The sequence below is a fragment of the Streptomyces sp. NPDC101151 genome (genome assembly GCF_044768335.1).
Taxonomy (GTDB): Bacteria; Actinomycetota; Actinomycetes; order Streptomycetales; family Streptomycetaceae; genus Streptomyces.
The window spans coordinates 189,250-208,308 of sequence record NZ_JBIWPP010000005.1; the positions used below are offsets into that span (position 1 = coordinate 189,250).

Below are 19,059 nucleotides of genomic sequence, written 5' to 3' on the forward strand. Positions count from 1 at the left end.
GAGTAAGGGGTGGGACCTTGGGTTCCGACTCAGGGGCACGCACAGCCTTCGCCGAGCGCCTCGCACTGCTGTACAAGGAGGCCGGAAACCCTCCCCTCAAGAGCGTGTCCGACGCGGTCGTACGGCTGCAGCGGACGGACGAGCGCGGACGGCCCGTGCGGGTCTCCGCCCAGCGCATCAGCGACTGGCGGCGGGCGAAGAACGTACCGGCCCAGTTCGCCGCCCTCGCGGCCGTCCTGCAGATCCTGATCCCGGAGGCGCGGCGCTCGCGGCCCGTCCCGGTCTCCGGCGGCCTGTACGACCTCGCCCACTGGCAGCGTCTGTGGGAGCGCGCGCTGGCCGACCCGGCCGCCGAGCGCCCCGCGGTGCCCGCCGAGGAGAACCGGCAGCCACCGGCCCAGGCCCCACCCGTCGCCGGCGGTGTCTGCCCCTACCGGGGACTGGCGCCCTACCGCCAGGAGGACGCCCGGTGGTTCTTCGGGCGGGAACGGAGCACGGAGGCCCTCGTGGCCCAGCTGCGCGCCGTGGAGAAGACGGGCGGGCTGATCATGCTCGTCGGCGCCTCGGGCGCGGGGAAGTCATCGCTGCTGAACGCCGGGCTGATGCCCGTGGTGCGGGGCGGCGCGCTCGGGGACGGGAGCAGCGGGTCGAGCGCCGTGCTCCAACTCGTGCCGGGCGCCGATCCGCTCGGCGAACTGACCCGCCGCATCCCGGAGCTGGCCTCCCTCGCGGCGGAGGCACGCAAGGCCGAGGAGAAGGCGGCCGAGAACCCGGCGATGCCCGGATCCGACGCCCCGCACTTCGCCCGCGCGGTGCGTGAGGCGGTCACGGCCTGGGCGCGCCGGGAGGCGTCCGCGAAGGAGCGGCCGTCCGGCGACGCCTCCGGCCTCGCCCCTGCGGACCCCTCCGCGAACCCCCTGCCGGACACCGGCGCCGACACCGATCCGGCCACCTGCCCCGTCATCGTCGTCGACCAGTTCGAAGAGACGTTCACCCTCTGTCCCGACGAGGCCGACCGCCGTACCTTCCTCCAGTTCCTGCACGCGGCCTGCACCCCGCCCGCGGACTCGGCCGGCCCCGCCCCCGTCCTCGTGGTCCTCGGTATCCGCGCCGACTTCTACGAACGGTGCCTGGTCTATCCCGAACTGGCCGACGCGCTGCAGCACCGGCACATGGTGCTCGGACCGCTGACCACCGCGGAGCTGCGCGAGGCGGTGACCGGCCCCGCCAAGGCCGTGGGACTGGAGCTGGAGCCCGGACTGGCCGAGCTGATCGTGCGGGAGGTGAGCGCGGACGGCCCGCGCGGGGCGCACGACGCCGGAGTGCTCCCGCTCCTCTCCCACGCCCTGCTCGCCACCTGGCAGCGCCGGAAAGGGGGACGTCTGACGGCGGCCGGCTACCGAGCTGCCGGCGGCATCCAGGGCGCGGTGGCGGCGACCGCCGAGCGCGCCTGGACCAGCCTCGACCCCGCCGCCCGCACGGCAGCCCGGCTGCTCCTGCTGCGCCTCGTCCGGCTGGGCGAGGACACCCAGGCCACCCGCAGGCGCGGCACACGGCGCCAGCTGGCGCAGGAGTCGGCGGACCCCGGCAAGACGGAGGAGTCGCTGGAGGCGCTGGTGCGTGCCCGGCTGGTGACGCTCGACGCGGAGACCGTGGAGATCACCCATGAGGCGCTGCTCCACGCCTGGCCGCGGCTGCGCCACTGGATCGACGAGGACCGCAACGACCATCTGCTGCGCCAGCGGCTGGAGGAGGACGGCCACGCCTGGGAGGCCTCGGACCGGGACAGCTCGCTGCTCTACCGTGGCTCGCGCCTGGAGCAGGCCCGCAGCTGGGCGAAGTCCGCCGGGAACACCTATCTGACGCGCAGCGCGGTGCAGTTCCTGGCCGCCTCGGTCAGGCTGCGCAAGCGCACGGTCCTGATCAGCCGTGGCGCGGTGGCGACGCTGGTCGTGCTCGCCGTACTCGCCGCCGGTTCGGCGGTGGTGGCGTGGCAGCAGCGGGACGACGCCGTGTTCGAGCAGGTCCTCGCCGAGGCGGACCGGGTCCAGCACACGGATCCCTCGCTGGCCGCTCAGCTCGATCTGGTGGCCCACCGGCTGCGGCCGGACGACGAGGGGACGTTCAGCAGGCTGATCTCGATCGTGAACGCGCCCCTGGCCACCCCGCTGCTCGGCCACACCGGCGCCGTCTACCTCACCTCCTTCAGCCCCGACGGCAAGACCCTGGCCACGGCCAGCTACGACCGGACCGTCCGCCTGTGGAACGTGGCCGACCGAAGCCGCCCGAGGCCGCTCGGCAAACCCCTGACCGGCCACCGGAGCTGGGTGAGCAGCGCGGTCTTCAGCCCGGACGGACACACCCTGGCCAGCGCCGGCGACGACGGCACGATCCGGCTGTGGGACGTCACCGACCCCGCTCACCCGGCACCCCTGGGCCGGCCGCTGACCGGCCACAAGAGCACGATCTACCTGGTCGCCTTCAGCCCGGACGGCCGCACGCTCGCCTCGGCGAGCGAGGACCGCACCGTCCGCCTGTGGGACGTGGCCGACCCGGGCCGGCCGAAGCCGCTCGGCACCCTGGGCGGCCACACCGCGGCGGTGCGCAGTGTGGCGTTCAGCCCCGACGGCCGCACCCTCGCGGCGGGCGGCGACGACGACACCATCCGGCTGTGGAACACGGCCGATCCGCGGCACCCCGAGCCCCTGCCGACGGTACTGACCGGTCACACGGACATCGTGCACACAGTGGCCTTCAGCCCCGACGGGCGCACCCTGGCCAGCGGCAGCGCGGACGACACCATCCGGCTGTGGAACGTCTCCGATCCGGCGCACGCGGCACCGATCGGCTCACCGCTCACCGGGCACACCGGCCCCATCTGGTCCGTGGCCTTCAGCCCGGACGGCGGCCGGCTCGCCGCGGCCAGCGCGGACAGCACGGCGAGCCTGTGGAACGTCGGTGATCCGGCGTCCCCCTCGCAGGTCGGCGAGCCGCTCTCGGGCAGCAGCGGCGAGATGTACGCCCTGGGCTTCAGCCCCGACGGCCGTACCCTCGCCACCGGCAGCGGTGACAGCAAGGTCCGTCTGTGGTCGGTACCGACGCAGGACATGATCGGCCGCAGCGGCGCCTTCCGCCCGGACGGGAAGGTTCTCGCCACGTCCGCGCGCGACGGCAGAGTCCGGCTGTGGAACGTGTCGGCTCCCGGCCGGCCCGTGTCCCTGAGCAAACCGTTCATGCCCGCGGACGGCTACCAGCGTTCGATGGTGTTCTCCCCCGACGGCCGCACCCTCGCCGTACGGACCGGGAACGCGGCGCTGTATCTGTGGAACGTCACCGACCCGGCCCACCCGGTCCGGGCCAGGCCGCCCCTCACCCTGCACACCCGCTTCGCGGGCCACAACTCACTGGCCTACAGCCCCGACGGTCACACCCTGGCCAGCGCCTACGACGACGACACCATCCAGCTCTGGAACGTCACCGACCCCGCCCGTGCCGTCCCGCTCGGCAAGCCGCTCACCGGCCACCGGGGCTACGTCAACGCCCTCGCCTTCAGCCGGGACGGGCACACGCTCGCCAGCGGCAGCGCGGACAGCAACATCCGGCTGTGGGACGTGTCCGACCCCGCCCACACCACCGGAATCGGCCATCCCCTCAGGAAGCACTCCGGCCCGGTCAACGCGCTCGCCTACAGCCCCGACGGCCGTACGCTGGCCAGCGGAAGCGACGACGACACCGTACGGCTCTGGGACGTCACCGACCCGGGCACGGCGAGCGCGCTGGGCTCCCCGCTCACCGGCCACACCGAGGCGGTCACGTCACTGACGTTCACCGCGACCGGCCACACCCTGGCGAGCGGCGGCAACGACAACACGGTGCGGCTGTGGAACGTCACCGATCCGTCCTCGGCGGCCCCCATCGGCCAGTCGATGAGCCCCTACGGCAAGACGGGCAACTTCCTGTCCTTCAGCCCCAACAGCCATGTGCTCGGGGTGTCGAGCGGCGCCGACACGGTCCGTCTGTGGCGGCTGGACGCCGACGCGGCCATCCGCCACATCTGCTCGGTGACCGGGGACGTACTGACCCCGCAGAGGTGGCACGAATACCTCCCCCGCCTCTCCTACGACCCCCCGTGCCCCGACTGACCGATCAAGATCAGCCAACTACCCGAACCAACAGGCCCGTTGCCTCCCCTAGCCCCCACAACCTTGTTACCCTTGGCCATAGCCCGATCGCTGGTGCATCCCCCGTCGCCAGCGGTCGGGCCTTTTTTCGTGTCGTGAAGCGGAAGGCGTGCTGCGAATTCCGTGAAACAGAAGCCATGACCGGCGCTGTTCGCCGCTGTTGGTGCCAGGCGAAGGTGTCAGCGCTCGGGGCTGTCCTTGACGGGCGGCGCACCCTGGAGCACGCGTCGCGCGCCCGAGCGATGACCGACCACAAGACCGGCGAAGAATGACCAGATCACCAGGACTACGACGCCTTCCACCTGGGCATTCCTGTTTCCCTCGATCACGCCCTTGAGGATGACGCCGGACAGCAGCGCACTTCCCCCGAGACCGATCCAGAGCTGCGGTGTGCGCCAACGACTTGTGCTCTCCGGCATGCTGCCCCCTCCCGGGCGCACCGTGCGCCTGCGGCTCTCCCTCACCCGACGCGGCTCCCGCGGCTGATTCCAGCCACAGATGCCAAGAACCCCCAGCCGGATCCGACTGGGGGTCTTCGTCTTGTGGGGCTAACAGGATTTGAACCTGTGGCCTCATCCTTATCAGGGATGCGCTCTAACCAACTGAGCTATAGCCCCGCCGCGCTCTGCGGTGTTGTCCCGCGCGCTGACTCCTGAAGATTAGCGCACGAAGGGGGCAGTCCCAAAATCGGTTGTCGGGGGGCTGTCAGGAGAGCCCGGCAGGTGGCGTCACTCGTCCTCGGCCAGCGTCAGCTCGATGCCGCCCACGAAGCCGGCGGACAGGTTGTAGATGAACGCACCGAGGGTGGCCAGCGCTGTCGCGAGGACCACGTCGATCACCGCGATGATCGCCGCGAACGTCAGGACGTGCGGGAGGGAGAGGAAGGCCTGGAGGTCGAAGCCGTTCGCCTCGTTGGAGCCGGTCGCCTCCGAGATCGTGCCGCCGACGGTCGAGAACACGCCCATCGCGTCCATCACCATCCACAGCACCGCCGAGGCGACGATCGTGCAGATGCCGAGCGCGATGGAGAGCAGGAAGCTGACCTTCATGACCGACCACGGGTCGGCCTTGGCGACGCGCAGCCGGGCCTTACGGGTGCGCGGCGCGGTCTTGGCGCCGGTGCGCGGCCGGCGTACGGCGCCGGCCGGGGCCTGCGCCGGATAGGCCTGCGGCGGGTGATAGGGCCCGGCGGGCTGCTCGGACCGCCGTTCCACGGGCAGCGGGGAGGCCTGCTGTCCCTCGGCCGGGCCGGGCCGGGTCTGCTGACCGCGGGTGTCCGTCACAGTTCCCCCCTGGGATCCATGCCTGCCGGGCGAGGGCGAGTCGCCCGTGCCCGCGTCGATCTTGCGCAGCTGGGTCGTGTGCGGGTCCGCCGCACGCGCGGCGGAGCCACGGCCGCCGCCGTCCGATTCCGTACCCGTCGAGGTACCGGACGATCCGGCGCCCGTGGCTCCGCTCACGATGACTCTCTCCTCGTGCTACTCGGCCGAGGGCGCCTCACCCTCGTCCGTGCCGGTGGTCACGGCACCCTCGGCGGTCTCGTCCACGGCCACGTCGCCGTCGACTTCCTCCGCCTCGCGCCCCGCCTCGGCGTTACGTGCGATACCGACCACGGCATCGCGCTTGCCCAGGTTGATCAGCTGGACGCCCATGGTGTCACGGCCCGTCTCCCTGACCCCGCTGACTCGCGTACGAATCACACCGCCGGACAGGGTGATCGCGAGGATCTCGTCGTTCTCCTCGACGACCAGCGCGCCGACGAGAGAGCCGCGGTCCTCCACGATCTTGGCGGCCTTGATACCGAGGCCGCCACGACCCTGGACGCGGTACTCGTCGACGCCGGTCCGCTTGGCGTATCCGCCGTCCGTCGCAGTGAACACGAACGTACCGGGTCGAACAACATTCATCGAGAGAAGCTCGTCGCTCTCGCGGAAACTCATCCCCTTGACACCGGAGGTGGCACGGCCCATCGGGCGCAAGGTGTCATCCGAGGCGGTGAACCTGATCGACTGCGCCTTCTTGCTGATCAGAAGGAGATCGTCGTCGGCCGAGACGAGTTCGGCACCGATCAGTTCGTCGTCCGAACCGTCCTCCCGCTCGCGCAGATTGATCGCGATGACACCGCCGGCGCGGGGCGAATCGTAATCCTTCAGAGGCGTCTTCTTGACCAGACCGGCCTTGGTGGCCAGGACCAGGTACGGCGCCGCCTCGTAGTCGCGGATCGCGAGGATCTCGGCGATCGCCTCGTCCGGCTGGAAGGCGAGCAGGTTCGCCACGTGCTGACCACGCGCGTCCCGGCCGGCGTCCGGAAGCTCGTACGCCTTGGCCCGGTACACCCGGCCCTTGTTGGTGAAGAACAGCAGCCAGTGGTGCGTGGTGGAGACGAAGAAGTGGTCGACGATGTCGTCCTCCTTCAGCTTCGTACCCCGCACGCCCTTGCCGCCGCGCTTCTGCGCCCGGTAGTCGACGGTCTTGGTGCGCTTGACGTAACCGCCGCGCGAGACCGTGACGACGATGTCCTCCTCGGCGATCAGGTCCTCGATGGACATGTCACCGTCGTAGGGCACCAGCATGGTCTTGCGGTCGTCGCCGTACTTCTCGACGATCGCGGCGAGTTCCGCGCTGACGATGCCGCGCTGGCGGACCGGGGAGGCGAGGATCTCGTTGTACTCGGTGATCTTCAGCTGGAGTTCGTCGTGCTCCTGGACGATCTTCTGGCGCTCCAGGGCGGCCAGGCGGCGCAGCTGCATCTCGAGGATGGCGTTCGCCTGGATCTCGTCGATCTCCAGGAGGCCCATCAGGCCGGTGCGCGCGATCTCCACGGTGTCGCTGCGCCGGATCAGCGCGATGACCTCGTCGATGGCGTCCAGGGCCTTCAGCAGACCGCGCAGGATGTGGGCGCGCTCCTCGGCCTTGCGCAGCCGGAAGCGGGTCCGGCGCACGATGACCTCGATCTGGTGCGTCACCCAGTGGCGGATGAACGCGTCCAGCGACAGTGTGCGCGGCACGCCGTCGACCAGCGCCAGCATGTTGGCGCCGAAGTTCGACTGCAGGTCGGTGTGCTTGTACAGATTGTTCAGGACGACCTTGGCGACCGCGTCCCGCTTGAGGACGATGACGAGTCGCTGGCCCGTACGGGACGAGGTCTCGTCGCGTACGTCCGCGATGCCGCCGATCTTGCCGTCCTTCACCAGGTCGGCGATCTTCTGCGCGAGGTTGTCGGGGTTGGTCTGGTACGGAAGCTCCGTGACCACCAGGCACTGGCGGTTCTGGATCTCCTCGACCTCGACCACCGCGCGCATCGTGATGGAGCCGCGGCCGGTGCGGTAGGCCTCTTCGATGCCCTTGCGGCCGACGACGAGCGCGCCGGTCGGGAAGTCGGGGCCCTTGATGCGCTCGATCAGGGCGTCCAGGAGCTCCTCGTGCGAGGCCTCCGGGTTCTCCAGGTACCACTGGGCGCCGGCCGCGACCTCGCGCAGGTTGTGCGGCGGGATGTTGGTCGCCATACCGACCGCGATACCGGCCGAGCCGTTGATCAGCAGGTTCGGGAAGCGGGACGGCAGGACGGTCGGCTCCTGGGAGCGGCCGTCGTAGTTGTCCGTGAAGTCGACGGTCTCCTCGTCGATGTCGCGGACCATCTCCATCGACAGCGGCGCCATCTTGCACTCGGTGTAGCGCATGGCCGCCGCCGGGTCGTTGCCCGGAGAGCCGAAGTTGCCGTTGGAGTCCACCAGCGGCATCCGCATCGACCACGGCTGGGCGAGGCGCACCAGAGCGTCGTAGATCGAGGAGTCGCCGTGCGGGTGGTAGTTGCCCATGACGTCGCCGACCACGCGGGCGCACTTGTAGAAGCCGCGCTCGGGGCGGTAGCCGCCGTCGTACATCGCGTACAGCACACGCCGGTGGACGGGCTTGAGGCCGTCCCGGACGTCGGGCAGCGCACGGGACACGATGACGGACATCGCGTAGTCCAGGTACGAGCGCTGCATCTCCGTTTCGAGCCCGACGGGCTCGATGCGCACGGTCGCGTCGCCGCCCTCTTCAGGGGTGACGGGAGTGTTCTCGTCGGCCATTGCTGGTGAAGATCCTTCCTGGTGCGGTCAGCTGAGACCGACTCAGATGTCGAGGAAGCGGACGTCCTTGGCGTTGCGCTGGATGAACTGGCGGCGGGCCTCGACGTCCTCGCCCATCAGGACCGAGAACAGGTCGTCGGCCTGGGCGGCGTCGTCGAGGGTGACCTGGCCGAGGACGCGGTGCTCGATGTCCATGGTGGTCACGCGCAGTTCCTCGGCGTTCATCTCGCCGAGACCCTTGAAGCGCTGGATCGAGTCCTCCTTGACACGCTTGCCGCGCTGCCTGCCCATCTCCAGCAGGGCGTCGCGCTCACGGTCGGAGTACGCGTAGTCGACCTCGTCCCGGCCCCACTTGATCTTGTAGAGCGGGGGACGGGAGAGGAACACGTGCCCGGCCTCGACCAGCGGCCGCATGAAGCGGAACAGGAAGGTCAGCAGCAGGGTGTTGATGTGCTGGCCGTCGACGTCGGCGTCCGCCATCAGGATGATCTTGTGATAGCGGAGCTTCTCGATGTCGAAGTCCTCGTGCACACCCGTGCCGAAGGCGGAGATCAGTGCCTGGATCTCCTGGTTCTGCAGGATCTTGTCGATCCTGGCCTTCTCCACGTTGAGGATCTTGCCGCGGATCGGGAGGATCGCCTGGTACTGCGGGTTGCGGCCGGACTTGGCCGAGCCGCCGGCGGAGTCACCCTCGACGATGAAGATCTCGCACTTGGTGGGGTCGTTCGACTGGCAGTCCGACAGCTTGCCCGGCAGGGACGCGCTCTCCAGCAGGCCCTTGCGGCGGGTCAGGTCACGGGCCTTGCGGGCCGCCACGCGCGCGGTGGCCGCCTGGATGCCCTTGCGGACGATGTCCGCGGCCTCGACCGGGTTGCGGTCCAGCCAGTCGTTGAGGTGCTCGTAGACCGCCTTCTGCACGAAGGTCTTGGCCTCCGTGTTGCCCAGCTTGGTCTTGGTCTGGCCCTCGAACTGCGGCTCGCTGAGCTTGACCGAGATGATCGCGGTCAGTCCCTCACGGATGTCGTCACCGGTGAGGTTGTCGTCCTTCTCCCTCAGCAGCTTCTTGTCGCGCGCGTACTTGTTGATCAGCGAGGTCAGCGCGGCACGGAAGCCCTCTTCGTGGGTACCGCCCTCGTGGGTGTGGATGATGTTCGCGAAGGAGTACACGCCCTCGCTGTAGCCGCTGTTCCACTGCATCGCGACCTCGAGGGACAGGCTCTTGTCCCGGTCCTCGGCCTCCAGGTCGATCACCGAGGGGTGGACGGCCTCTCCCTTGCGGGAGTTGAGGTACTTCACGAAGTCGACGATGCCGCCCTCGTAGTGGTACGTAACCGCCTTGACCTCGGCCTTCTCGTCCCCACCCGCCTCGTCCGCACCGCTGGTGGCCTTCGCCGACTCGCGCTCGTCGGTGAGCCTGATCGTCAGACCCTTGTTGAGGAACGCCATCTCCTGGAAGCGCCGCGACAGCGTCTCGAAGGAGTACTCGGTGGTCTCGAAGATCTCCGGGTCGGCCCAGAAGGTCACCGACGTGCCGGTCTCCTCGATCGCCTCGTGCTGGACGAGCGGGGCCGTCGGGACGCCCATTTTGTAGTCCTGCGTCCAGCGGTGGCCGTCGGTCCTGACCTCGACGGCGACCTTCATGGACAGCGCGTTGACGACGGAGACACCGACACCGTGCAGACCGCCGGAGACGGCGTAGCCGCCGCCGCCGAACTTGCCGCCCGCGTGCAGCACGGTCAGCACGACCTCGAGGGCCGGCTTGCCCTCGGAGGGCACGATGCCCACCGGGATGCCACGGCCGTTGTCGACGACGCGCACGCCGCCGTCGGCCAGGATCGTCACGTCGATGGTGTCGGCGTGGCCGGCCAGCGCCTCGTCGACCGAGTTGTCCACGACCTCGTACACCAGGTGGTGCAGACCGCGCTCACCGGTCGAGCCGATGTACATACCGGGTCGCTTGCGGACCGCGTCCAGCCCTTCGAGCACGGTGATGGCGCTGGCGTCGTAGGAGGCAGAGGCCACGGCGGGGTCTGTGACCTCGCCGCTCACGCCGGCGTCGGTGGACGGGATGTTCTCGTTGGGGTTGCCGGAATCGGCCACGAAGCGCCCTTTCTGGCACAGCACGAGCCGGGCTCGTCGGCGGGTTGCCGGAGCGGCTGCGGCATGTTGCGTTGGTAAGCCTTGATCAGCGTTGCTCAGCTTTTCCCGGACGGTCCCCACGATTGGGGCGGGATTGGCTTCCAGTCTACCGGTAGCACCGACAGTGATGGGGGTTTGCCGGTACCTGAGTCCGCATGTGCCGCCCTGAACCGGTCTCTGCCGGGTCCCGATATGCGGATGGGGGCTCAAAGGGGCTCACAGCGCCACTCAGCGCTTCGGGCCGTCAACCCTTGGCTACTGGGGGGTCAGCTCGTGATCCACGCCTGTGAACGGCCCCACGACGGCGCCACAGAGGCACCGCGCAGCGACCGCACGACGTGAGGTACGTCACCCGTAGGTGTCGCCGGGACCGGTGCTCCCCGGAGCCCTCAGCGGGCCGTAGCGGCGGGCGGGACCGGTGGGGCCGTTCACCTTGATCATCCGGACCGTGCCATGGCCCAGGTCCTCGTTGAGCCGGGCTACCAGGGTCGGGGCGAGCAGCCGCAGCTGGGTCGCCCACGCCGTCGAGTCGCACTGCACGGACAGCACGCGCTCGTCCTCGTCGTACCTCTGCGGCACACAGTGCTTGGCCAGGTCCTCGCCGACGATCTGCGGCCAGCGGCCCATGACGCCGCCCACCGCGGCCGGGGTCTCCCAGCCGCGCTCGGTGATCAGCCGGTTGATGGCGGACCCGAGCGCCATCGGGTCGCGGCCGTCCGCACGCGCGCCGGAGCGCAGACCGCCGCCGCGCCGCGCCTGCTTCTTCTGCCGCGCCGCGTCCCCCCGCGCGCGCGCCTGCTCCTTCGCGGCGCGCAACGCCACGCGCGCGAGGTCGACGCCGGAGGGCTCCGGAGACGTCTTGGGGGTGGGTTCGTCGGTGCTCATACGCGCTCCACCGTCCCGTCGGCCACCGCATAGCGGGCACCGGCCAGTACATGCGGTACGTCGTCGTCCACAGCGGCGGTGACCAGCACCTGCTCGCCGGGCGCGACCAGCTCGGCCAGCCGCTCACGGCGGCGGGCGTCCAGTTCGGCGAAGACGTCGTCCAGGATCAGCACCGGCTCGTTGCCCTCGGCGCGCAGCAGGTCGTACGAGGCCAGGCGCAGGGCGAGAGCGTAGGACCAGGACTCGCCGTGGGAGGCGTAGCCCTTGGCGGGCAGCTGACCGAGTTTGAGAACCACATCGTCCCGATGCGGTCCCACCAGGGTGACGCCCCGCTCGATCTCCTGCTTGCGCGCCTCCGAGAGGGCCGCCATCAGCTGGGCGTAGAGGTCCTCGCGTGTGTGCGCCTCACCGGGCGCGGACGCCTTGTACTCCAGCGCGACCGGACCACCGCCCGGCGCCAGCTGCTCGTACGCCTTGTCGGCCAGCGGCTGCAGCGCGGCGATCAGGTCCAGGCGCTGGGCGAGCAGCTCGGCACCCGCGCGCGCGAGGTGCTGGTCCCACACGTCGAGTGTGGACAGATCCGCCCCCACGCTCGAATCCGCTCCCGCGGGAGGTGCCCCCCTCCGCCCACCGTGCCGGCGCGCGAGCGCGGCGGTCTTCAGAAGTGTGTTGCGCTGCTTGAGCACCCGCTCGTAGTCGGAGCGCACGCCCGCCATGCGCGGGGAGCGCGCGGTGATCAGCTCGTCCAGGAACCGGCGCCGCTCACCGGGATCGCCCTTGACCAGCGCGAGGTCCTCGGGCGCGAACAGCACGGTCCGTACGATCCCCAGCACGTCCCTCGGCCTGACCTGCGAGGACCGGTTGATCCGGGCGCGGTTGGCCCGCCCGGGGTTCAGCTCCAGCTCGACCAGCTGCTGCCGCTCGCCCTGTCTGACCTGCGCCCTGATCACGGCCCGCTCGGCGCCCATGCGGACCAGGGGTGCGTCGGAGGCGACACGGTGGCTGGCGAGGGTGGCGAGATAGCCGACCGCCTCGACCAGGTTGGTCTTGCCCTGGCCGTTGGGGCCGACGAAGGCGGTGACGCCCGGATCGAGCGGGACCTCGACCCGGGCGTACGAGCGGAAGTCGGCCAGCGAAAGATGCGTGACGTGCATGGTCGTTCGCCGACCTCCCCCATGGTTGTGGATCGCGGAGCGATCCTGTGGATTACTTCTTCTCTACGGCGTGGCCGCCGAACTGGTTGCGCAGTGCGGCGATCATCTTCATCTGCGGCGAGTCCTCCTGGCGGGAGGCGAACCGCGCGAACAGCGACGCGGTGATCGCGGGAAGCGGCACCGCGTTGTCGATGGCGGCCTCCACAGTCCAGCGTCCCTCACCGGAATCCTGTGCATAACCGCGCAGCCGGCCGAGGTGCTCGTCCTCGTCCAGGGCGTTCACCGCGAGGTCCAGCAGCCACGAGCGGATGACCGTGCCCTCCTGCCAGGAGCGGAAGACCTCGCGGACGTTCTCCACGGAGTCCACCTTCTCCAGCAGCTCCCAGCCCTCGGCGTAGGCCTGCATCATGGCGTACTCGATGCCGTTGTGGACCATCTTCGCGAAGTGGCCCGCACCCACCCTGCCGGCGTGCACCGCGCCCAAGTCGCCCTCCGGCTTGAGCGCGTCGAAGACCGGCTGCGCCTTGGCGACGTTCTCGGCGTCGCCGCCGTACATCAGCGCGTACCCGTTCTGCAGGCCCCAGACGCCGCCGGAGACACCGCAGTCGACGAAACCTATGCCCTTGGCGGCCAGCTCCTCGGCGTGCCGCTCGTCGTCCGTCCAGCGGGAGTTGCCGCCGTCCACGACCACGTCGCCGGGCTCCAGCAGCTCGGCGAGCTGGTCGATCGTGGTCTGGGTGGGCTCGCCGGCCGGGACCATCACCCAGACCACGCGCGGACCGCTGAGCTTGCCCACAAGTTCTTCCAGGCTGTGGACATCCGCGAGGTCGGCGTTGCGGTCGTATCCGAGGACGGTGTGGCCGGCGCGGCGGATCCGCTCGCGCATGTTGCCGCCCATCTTGCCGAGGCCGACGAGACCGAGCTCCATCAGTTGTGTTCCTTAGGTTGCTGTGTGGCGTGTGGGGCACCTGCGTACCCGGGTCCGAGCCTAGCCCCGGACCCTCACGCACAGCTGTGGGCATACGCGCTCATACGTATGCCCTCACCTGGGGCTTTGACCTCAGCCGCTGAGACGCACCGGCATGATCAGGTACTTGTAGGCGTCGTCCGCCTCGGCGTCCAGCGCCGGCTTGCCGCTGAGCAGCGCGGGCTTGGTGGACGTCGTGAACGACAGCTGGGCCACCGGGGAGTCGATGGCGCTCAGACCGTCCAGCAGGAAGGTCGGGTTGAAGGCGATCGAGATGTCGTCGCCCTCCAGCTGGGCGTCGACCCTTTCCACAGCCTGTGCATCGTCGCTGGAGCCGGCCTCCAGGATCAGCACGCCCTGCTCGAAGCTCAGCCGCACCGGGGTGTTGCGCTCGGCGACCAGGGCCACACGCTTGACGGCCTCCACGAAGGGGGCGGTCTCGATCACGGCGACCGAGTTGAACTCCGTCGGGAACAGCGTGCGGTACTTGGGCAGGTCGCCTTCGAGCAGCCGCGTGGTCGTACGCCGGCCCGCGCCCTCGAAACCGATCAGGCCCTCGCCCGCACCCGAACCGGACAGCGCGAGGATGACGCTGTCACCGCTGGTCAGGGCCTTGGCGGTGTCCTGGAGCGTCTTGGCGGGCACCAGGGCGACCGCGGAGACGTCCGGGTTCTCCGGCTTCCACAGGAACTCGCGGACCGCGAAGCGGTAGCGGTCGGTGGAGGCCAGGGTGACCGTGTCGCCCTCGATCTCGATGCGCACACCGGTGAGGACGGGCAGCGTGTCGTCACGGCCGGCGGCGATGGCCACCTGGGACACGGCCGACGCGAAGACCTCGCCGGGGACGGTGCCCGTGGCGTTCGGCATCTGGGGCAGTGCCGGGTACTCCTCCACAGGCAGGGTGTGGAGTGTGAATCGCGAGGAGCCGCAGACCACGGTCGCCCGTACACCGTCTGTGGAAATCTCCACCGGACGGTTGGGGAGGGCGCGGGAGATGTCGGCGAGCAGGCGGCCGGAGACGAGCACCGTCCCGTCCTCCTCGACCTCGGCCTCGACGCTCACCTTCGCGGAGACCTCGTAGTCGAAGCTCGACAGGCTGAGCTGGCCGTCCTCGGCCTTCAACAGGAGGCCGGCGAGGACAGGAGCCGGCGGACGGGCCGGGAGGCTGCGTGCAGCCCACGCCACTGCCTCCGCGAGTACGTCGCGTTCCACCCGGATCTTCACCGTAAGCCGCCTCCTGCTGTTGCTACTGAGTCCTCCGACTCGGTGTCACCGCCCACTGCGGAGGGAAGGACACCGGGGACCAGTCTGACGCACCGCACTGACAGTAGGTGCCTGTCGGGGTCAAGTCGCACCGAGGGGCAGCCGGGCTCGAGACAGCGAGTTGTGCACAGGTCCCGCTTCGAAACGGATTCCCAGCTCTCTCTAGTCGGGAGTAGTAGTAGGGCCTGTGGATACCGTGGATAACCACGTTTGCCCAGCTCAGAGCAGGAATTTTGTCCACTGGTCCTGTGGGTGGAGCCGGTGGACAACCGGGGGTATCTGTGGAGAACAGAAAGTTCTGCACACACCGCCCACAGCTCGGGGGCAGTTCTCCCCAGCTGTGTCCCCAGGTTTACCCACGTTTCCCACACCCCAACCTGGCATCTTCGTGTGACGGCTTTCACTCGACGCGGTGAGAGGGTGCGTCGCGTTGCCGAACAGTGGACAGCCATGTGGAGAAGCCGGGGATCGCTGGGGACAACCAGCCCCAGCCTGTGGGCTGCCGGTGGACAACTCCGTGCACAGCCTGTGGATCTCCGCTTCGTCCACAGTCTGTGGAGATCCTTCGTCCACGATTCCACAGGCTGCTGAGCTGGGCGGACACGATTTCCCAAGGTTCCCTGTGGACGCAGTTCGGGACAACTCCGCAGTCCCCAGCATGTGGAAGGAAGAAAGTCACCAAATCTGTGGAGAGTGGCCGTAACCAGGCACTTATTCGAACACCGGGTGACTGGGGAGGAGCGGCCGAGGGGCGGGCACGGGGCGGTGGCGGGGCCGCAAACGGGCCGCGAAAGCGCGGCGGCGGGGCTGCAGCGGGCCCAGGAGGGGCCGGAAACCGGCGCCGGAGGGCCGGAAAGCGACGCCGACAGGTCGGGGGAGACGGGGCCCACGGGCCGGAGGGGCCGGTGATGCGGGTGCTGGTCGGACGAAGGCCGGCGAGCCGGAGGCCGGTGATGCCGAGGCCGGTGATGCCGAGGCCGGAGGGGGAGAGGCCGGAGGGGGAGAGCGGCGGGTGCCGGCGGGTGCCCGGGACATCGGCGGCGTAGGGGGGCACTGACGGGCGCCCGGGATGCGGAGGGGCGCCCCCCGGGATCTTCTCCCGGGGGGCGCCCTCAGCGCTGTCCTGCGGCTTGTGTCAGCCGTTCTTGATGCGGTTCGTCAGCTCGGTCACCTGGTTGTAGATCGAGCGACGCTCGGCCATCAGCGCGCGGATCTTGCGGTCGGCGTGCATGACGGTCGTGTGGTCGCGGCCGCCGAACTGCGCACCGATCTTCGGCAGCGACAGGTCGGTCAGCTCGCGGCACAGGTACATCGCGATCTGCCGGGCGGTGACCAGCGCGCGGCCGCGCGAGGTGCCGCACAGGTCCTCCACCGTCAGCCCGAAGTAGTCGGCGGTGGCCGCCATGATGGCTGTCGCCGTGATCTCCGGAGCGCTGTCCTCGCCGCCGGGGATCAGGTCCTTCAGGACGATCTCGGTCAGGCCCAGGTCCACCGGCTGCCGGTTGAGCGAGGCGAACGCCGTCACCCGGATCAGCGCGCCCTCCAGCTCACGGATGTTGCGCGAGATCCGCGAGGCGATGAACTCCAGTACCTCCGGCGGGGCGTTGAGCTGCTCCTGCACCGCCTTCTTGCGCAGGATCGCGATGCGCGTCTCCAGCTCGGGCGGCTGGACGTCGGTGATCAGGCCCCACTCGAAACGGTTCCGCAGCCGGTCCTCCAGGGTCACCAGCTGCTTGGGCGGCCGGTCGGAGGACAGGACGATCTGCTTGTTCGCGTTGTGGAGCGTGTTGAAGGTGTGGAAGAACTCCTCCTGCGTCGACTCCTTGTCCGCGAGGAACTGGATGTCGTCCACGAGCAGGATGTCCATCTCGCGGTAGCGCTTGCGGAAGCTGTCGCCCTTGCCGTCGCGGATGGAGTTGATGAACTCGTTGGTGAACTCCTCCGAGCTGACGTACCGCACGCGTGTGCCCGGGTAGAGGCTGCGCGCGTAGTGCCCGATCGCGTGCAGCAGATGCGTTTTGCCGAGCCCCGACTCCCCGTAGATGAAAAGGGGGTTGTACGCCTTCGCCGGTGCCTCGGCGACCGCCACCGCGGCCGCGTGCGCGAAGCGGTTGGAGGCGCCGATGACGAACGTGTCGAAGAGGTACTTCGGGTTCAGCCGTGCGGTCGGCTCGCCGGGGCCGCTCGCCGGTGCGGGCTGTGCGGCCAGCGGACCGGGCGCACCGCCCCCACCGGAGGACGGCAGGTCCGGGCGGGCGGGGCCGCCGCGGTGCACCGGGCCGCCGCCGGGCGGCTGTTCGGACCGCTCACGGCGGACGGGGTCGCGCTGGTCGTACTCGGCGCGCGGAGCGTCGTAGGCCGGGCGGTCGTACTCCTTCCGGGAGTCGTACTCCGGCCGGTCGTACTCCTTCCGGGAGTCGTACTCCGGGCGGTCGTACTCCGGGCGCGGGGCGTCGTACTCGCCGCGCTGCTGGTCGTACGGCGGGCGCTCGACGCCCTTCGGGCGGTAGTCCTGGGAGGGCGAGCCGTAGGTGTCCTGCCCCGAGGAGCCATAGGCGTCCTGCGACGGCGAGGCGTACGGGTCGCGCTCGGGGAAGCCGAGGCGCGGCTGCTGCCAGCTGTACTCGTCCTGCCCGGACCGCGGCCAGGCGCCGGGCTCGGGCCGCTGGTACTCGGACGGGTACGTGGGCCGGGCGGTCGGCAGCTGGTCCCCGCGGGAGCCCGGCTCGCCGCCAGGGGACGGATCGGCGGCTCGGTGGCGGCCGTAGCCCTCGTACGGTCCGGACGGCAGCTCCGGCTCCTCGTAGCGCGGCTGCGGCTGGGCAGGGGGCGCCTGCGGGGCCGGCGGCTCGCCCGCGGAGTCGTCCACGGTGATCGCGATGCGGATGGGGCGGCCGCACTCGCGGCTCAGGGTCTCGCTGACGATCGGCGCGAGACGGCCTTCCAGTACGCCCTTCGCGAATTCGTTCGGTACGGCCAGTAGAGCGGTGTCCGCGACCAGCGCCAGCGGCTGGCAGCGCCGGATCCAGTGCTCGTCCTTCGCCTCGACCCCCTGTCCGCGGCCCTCACCGAGGAGCTGCTCCAGTACTCGTGGCCACACTGCGGCAAGATCGGCAGGTACGTCAGCCACAGGGCACGCTCTCTCGCAGGTCCCACGAACGTGTGGTTCGAGGACGGGTCGGGATGAAAATCGGGTCGGGCGGGGATAAGGGAACGAATCGGAGTTCAGCCACGGTAGTCAGCGTGGTGGGTACGGTTCAAGTTGTTGTCCCCAGCCTGTGGATAGTGTCTCTCGGTGACCGCCGGTTTGACCGGATGGCGTAGCCCCGCGTACCGTAACCAGGTCGAGTTGTCGATGGCTGCTGCCGCCTGCCTCCGATGGGCACAGGTCACTTCAGGTGATTGGGAAGCGGTGCAATCGGGCGTGACGCGAGCTACTCGTGGGCGCACGGTGACAGCCAGGACGGCACCCCGCCACTACCGATTCTTTCTGGAGCCCCCGAGTGAGCAAGCGCACCTTCCAGCCGAACAACCGTCGTCGCGCGAAGACCCACGGCTTCCGCCTGCGGATGCGCACCCGCGCCGGCCGCGCGATTCTCGCGAACCGTCGTGCCAAGGGTCGCGCGAGTCTGTCCGCCTGATCCTGATCAGGTCATGACGTCGTGCTGCCTACCGAGCATCGGCTGAGGCGGCGCGAGGACTTCGCGACCGCGGTACGACGGGGTCGTCGGGCAGGCCGCCCGACCCTCGTCGTCCACCTTCGTAGCGGTGCCACGGACCCGCACGCGCCTGGGGAGAGCGCTCCCCCGACGCGTGCGGGTTTCGTCGTGAGCAAGGCCGTGGGTGGAGCGGTCGTCCGCAACACAGTGAAGCGCAGACTGCGCCACCTGATGCGTGACCGAGTCGCCCTGTTTCCCCCCGGTAGCCTGGTAGTCGTACGAGCGCTGCCCGGAGCGGGCGACGCAGACCACGCACAGCTGGCCCGAGACCTGGATGCCGCCCTGGAGCGGCTGCTGGGAGGGGGCACGCGATGAAGTACCCACTGCTGGCCCTGATCAAGCTGTACCAGTGGACGATCAGTCCATTGCTGGGTCCGGTGTGCAAGTACTACCCGTCGTGCTCTCACTACGGCTACACGGCCATCGACCGGCACGGTGCGATCAAGGGAACGGCACTCACCGCCTGGCGCATCCTCCGGTGCAACCCGTGGTCGCTCGGCGGCGTGGACCATGTTCCGCCGCGCAAGCGCCCGCGGTGGCACGAAATGCTGCGCAACGCTTGGCGCGCACGCAAGGGCGGGACCTCCGCCGCCGAACCGGCCACCGAGGAGAAGTCTCGCTCCGAGCTCTCTTCGAGCCCGGCCGCAGAGACCTCGTCCCATGCCCAAGGAGCATGAT

Annotated in this window: 13 protein-coding genes and 1 tRNA gene; 4 read left to right on the plus strand and 10 right to left on the minus strand. The window is 69.8% G+C overall.

Translation table 11 applies throughout. The features are described from left to right. Positions 1-17 precede the first annotated feature (17 nt). On the plus strand, positions 18-4,142 hold the full coding sequence (locus tag ACIRU3_RS11745; RefSeq protein ID WP_404054911.1) for an AAA family ATPase: 4,125 nt from the start codon (positions 18-20) through the stop codon (positions 4,140-4,142). 218 nt (positions 4,143-4,360) lie between these two features. Here the strand turns inward: ACIRU3_RS11745 and ACIRU3_RS11750 are convergent, their stop codons facing one another. From ACIRU3_RS11750 to dnaA, 10 genes are all read right to left on the minus strand, one after another. After that, entirely contained in the window at positions 4,361-4,600 is a 240-nt protein-coding gene (locus ACIRU3_RS11750) for a hypothetical protein (protein WP_404054914.1), read from the minus strand. A gap of 124 nt (positions 4,601-4,724) precedes the next feature. Then, a tRNA-Ile gene (locus ACIRU3_RS11755) sits at positions 4,725-4,798 on the minus strand. 111 nt (positions 4,799-4,909) lie between these two features. Then, a complete protein-coding gene (locus ACIRU3_RS11760) occupies positions 4,910-5,641 on the minus strand; it encodes a DUF3566 domain-containing protein (RefSeq protein WP_404054917.1) in 732 nt (243 codons plus the stop codon). A gap of 18 nt (positions 5,642-5,659) precedes the next feature. Next, on the minus strand, positions 5,660-8,254 hold the full coding sequence (gyrA, locus tag ACIRU3_RS11765; RefSeq protein WP_404054920.1) for a DNA gyrase subunit A: 2,595 nt from the start codon (positions 8,252-8,254) through the stop codon (positions 5,660-5,662). 42 nt (positions 8,255-8,296) lie between these two features. After that, positions 8,297-10,378 (minus strand): DNA topoisomerase (ATP-hydrolyzing) subunit B, encoded by a 2,082-nt coding sequence (gyrB, locus tag ACIRU3_RS11770; protein ID WP_404054922.1) that lies wholly within the window; start codon positions 10,376-10,378, stop codon positions 8,297-8,299. 363 nt (positions 10,379-10,741) lie between these two features. Beyond that, complete coding sequence (locus tag ACIRU3_RS11775; protein WP_404054925.1) at positions 10,742-11,278, minus strand: DUF721 domain-containing protein; 537 nt, start codon at positions 11,276-11,278, stop codon at positions 10,742-10,744. Next, positions 11,275-12,432 carry a DNA replication/repair protein RecF gene (gene recF, locus ACIRU3_RS11780; protein ID WP_404054928.1) on the minus strand — a complete coding sequence of 386 codons (1,158 nt, stop codon included), beginning with the start codon at positions 12,430-12,432 and terminating at the stop codon, positions 11,275-11,277. Before recF ends, ACIRU3_RS11775 begins: the two co-directional genes overlap by 4 nt. A 52-nt stretch (positions 12,433-12,484) precedes the next feature. After that, positions 12,485-13,360 (minus strand): phosphogluconate dehydrogenase (NAD(+)-dependent, decarboxylating), encoded by an 876-nt coding sequence (gnd, locus tag ACIRU3_RS11785; protein WP_404054931.1) that lies wholly within the window; start codon positions 13,358-13,360, stop codon positions 12,485-12,487. 132 nt (positions 13,361-13,492) lie between these two features. After that, complete coding sequence (gene dnaN / locus ACIRU3_RS11790) at positions 13,493-14,623, minus strand: DNA polymerase III subunit beta (protein ID WP_404054934.1); 1,131 nt, start codon at positions 14,621-14,623, stop codon at positions 13,493-13,495. Positions 14,624-15,797: 1,174 nt separating this feature from the next. After that, entirely contained in the window at positions 15,798-17,792 is a 1,995-nt protein-coding gene (dnaA, locus tag ACIRU3_RS11795) for a chromosomal replication initiator protein DnaA (RefSeq protein ID WP_404054937.1), read from the minus strand. 373 nt (positions 17,793-18,165) lie between these two features. Here dnaA and rpmH point away from each other — a divergent pair, with 373 nt between their 5' ends. From rpmH to yidD, 3 genes are read left to right on the plus strand one after another with little or no spacing between them, the layout of a single operon-like run. Further along, entirely contained in the window at positions 18,166-18,303 is a 138-nt protein-coding gene (gene rpmH, locus ACIRU3_RS11800; protein WP_015659252.1) for a 50S ribosomal protein L34, read from the plus strand. Positions 18,304-18,324: 21 nt separating this feature from the next. Beyond that, positions 18,325-18,696, plus strand: coding sequence for a ribonuclease P protein component (rnpA, locus tag ACIRU3_RS11805; protein ID WP_404054939.1), 372 nt, complete (start codon positions 18,325-18,327; stop codon positions 18,694-18,696). Further along, positions 18,693-19,058, plus strand: a complete 366-nt coding sequence (gene yidD / locus ACIRU3_RS11810; RefSeq protein WP_404054942.1) for a membrane protein insertion efficiency factor YidD — start codon at positions 18,693-18,695, stop codon at positions 19,056-19,058. Before rnpA ends, yidD begins: the two co-directional genes overlap by 4 nt. Position 19,059: the final 1 nt, after the last annotated feature.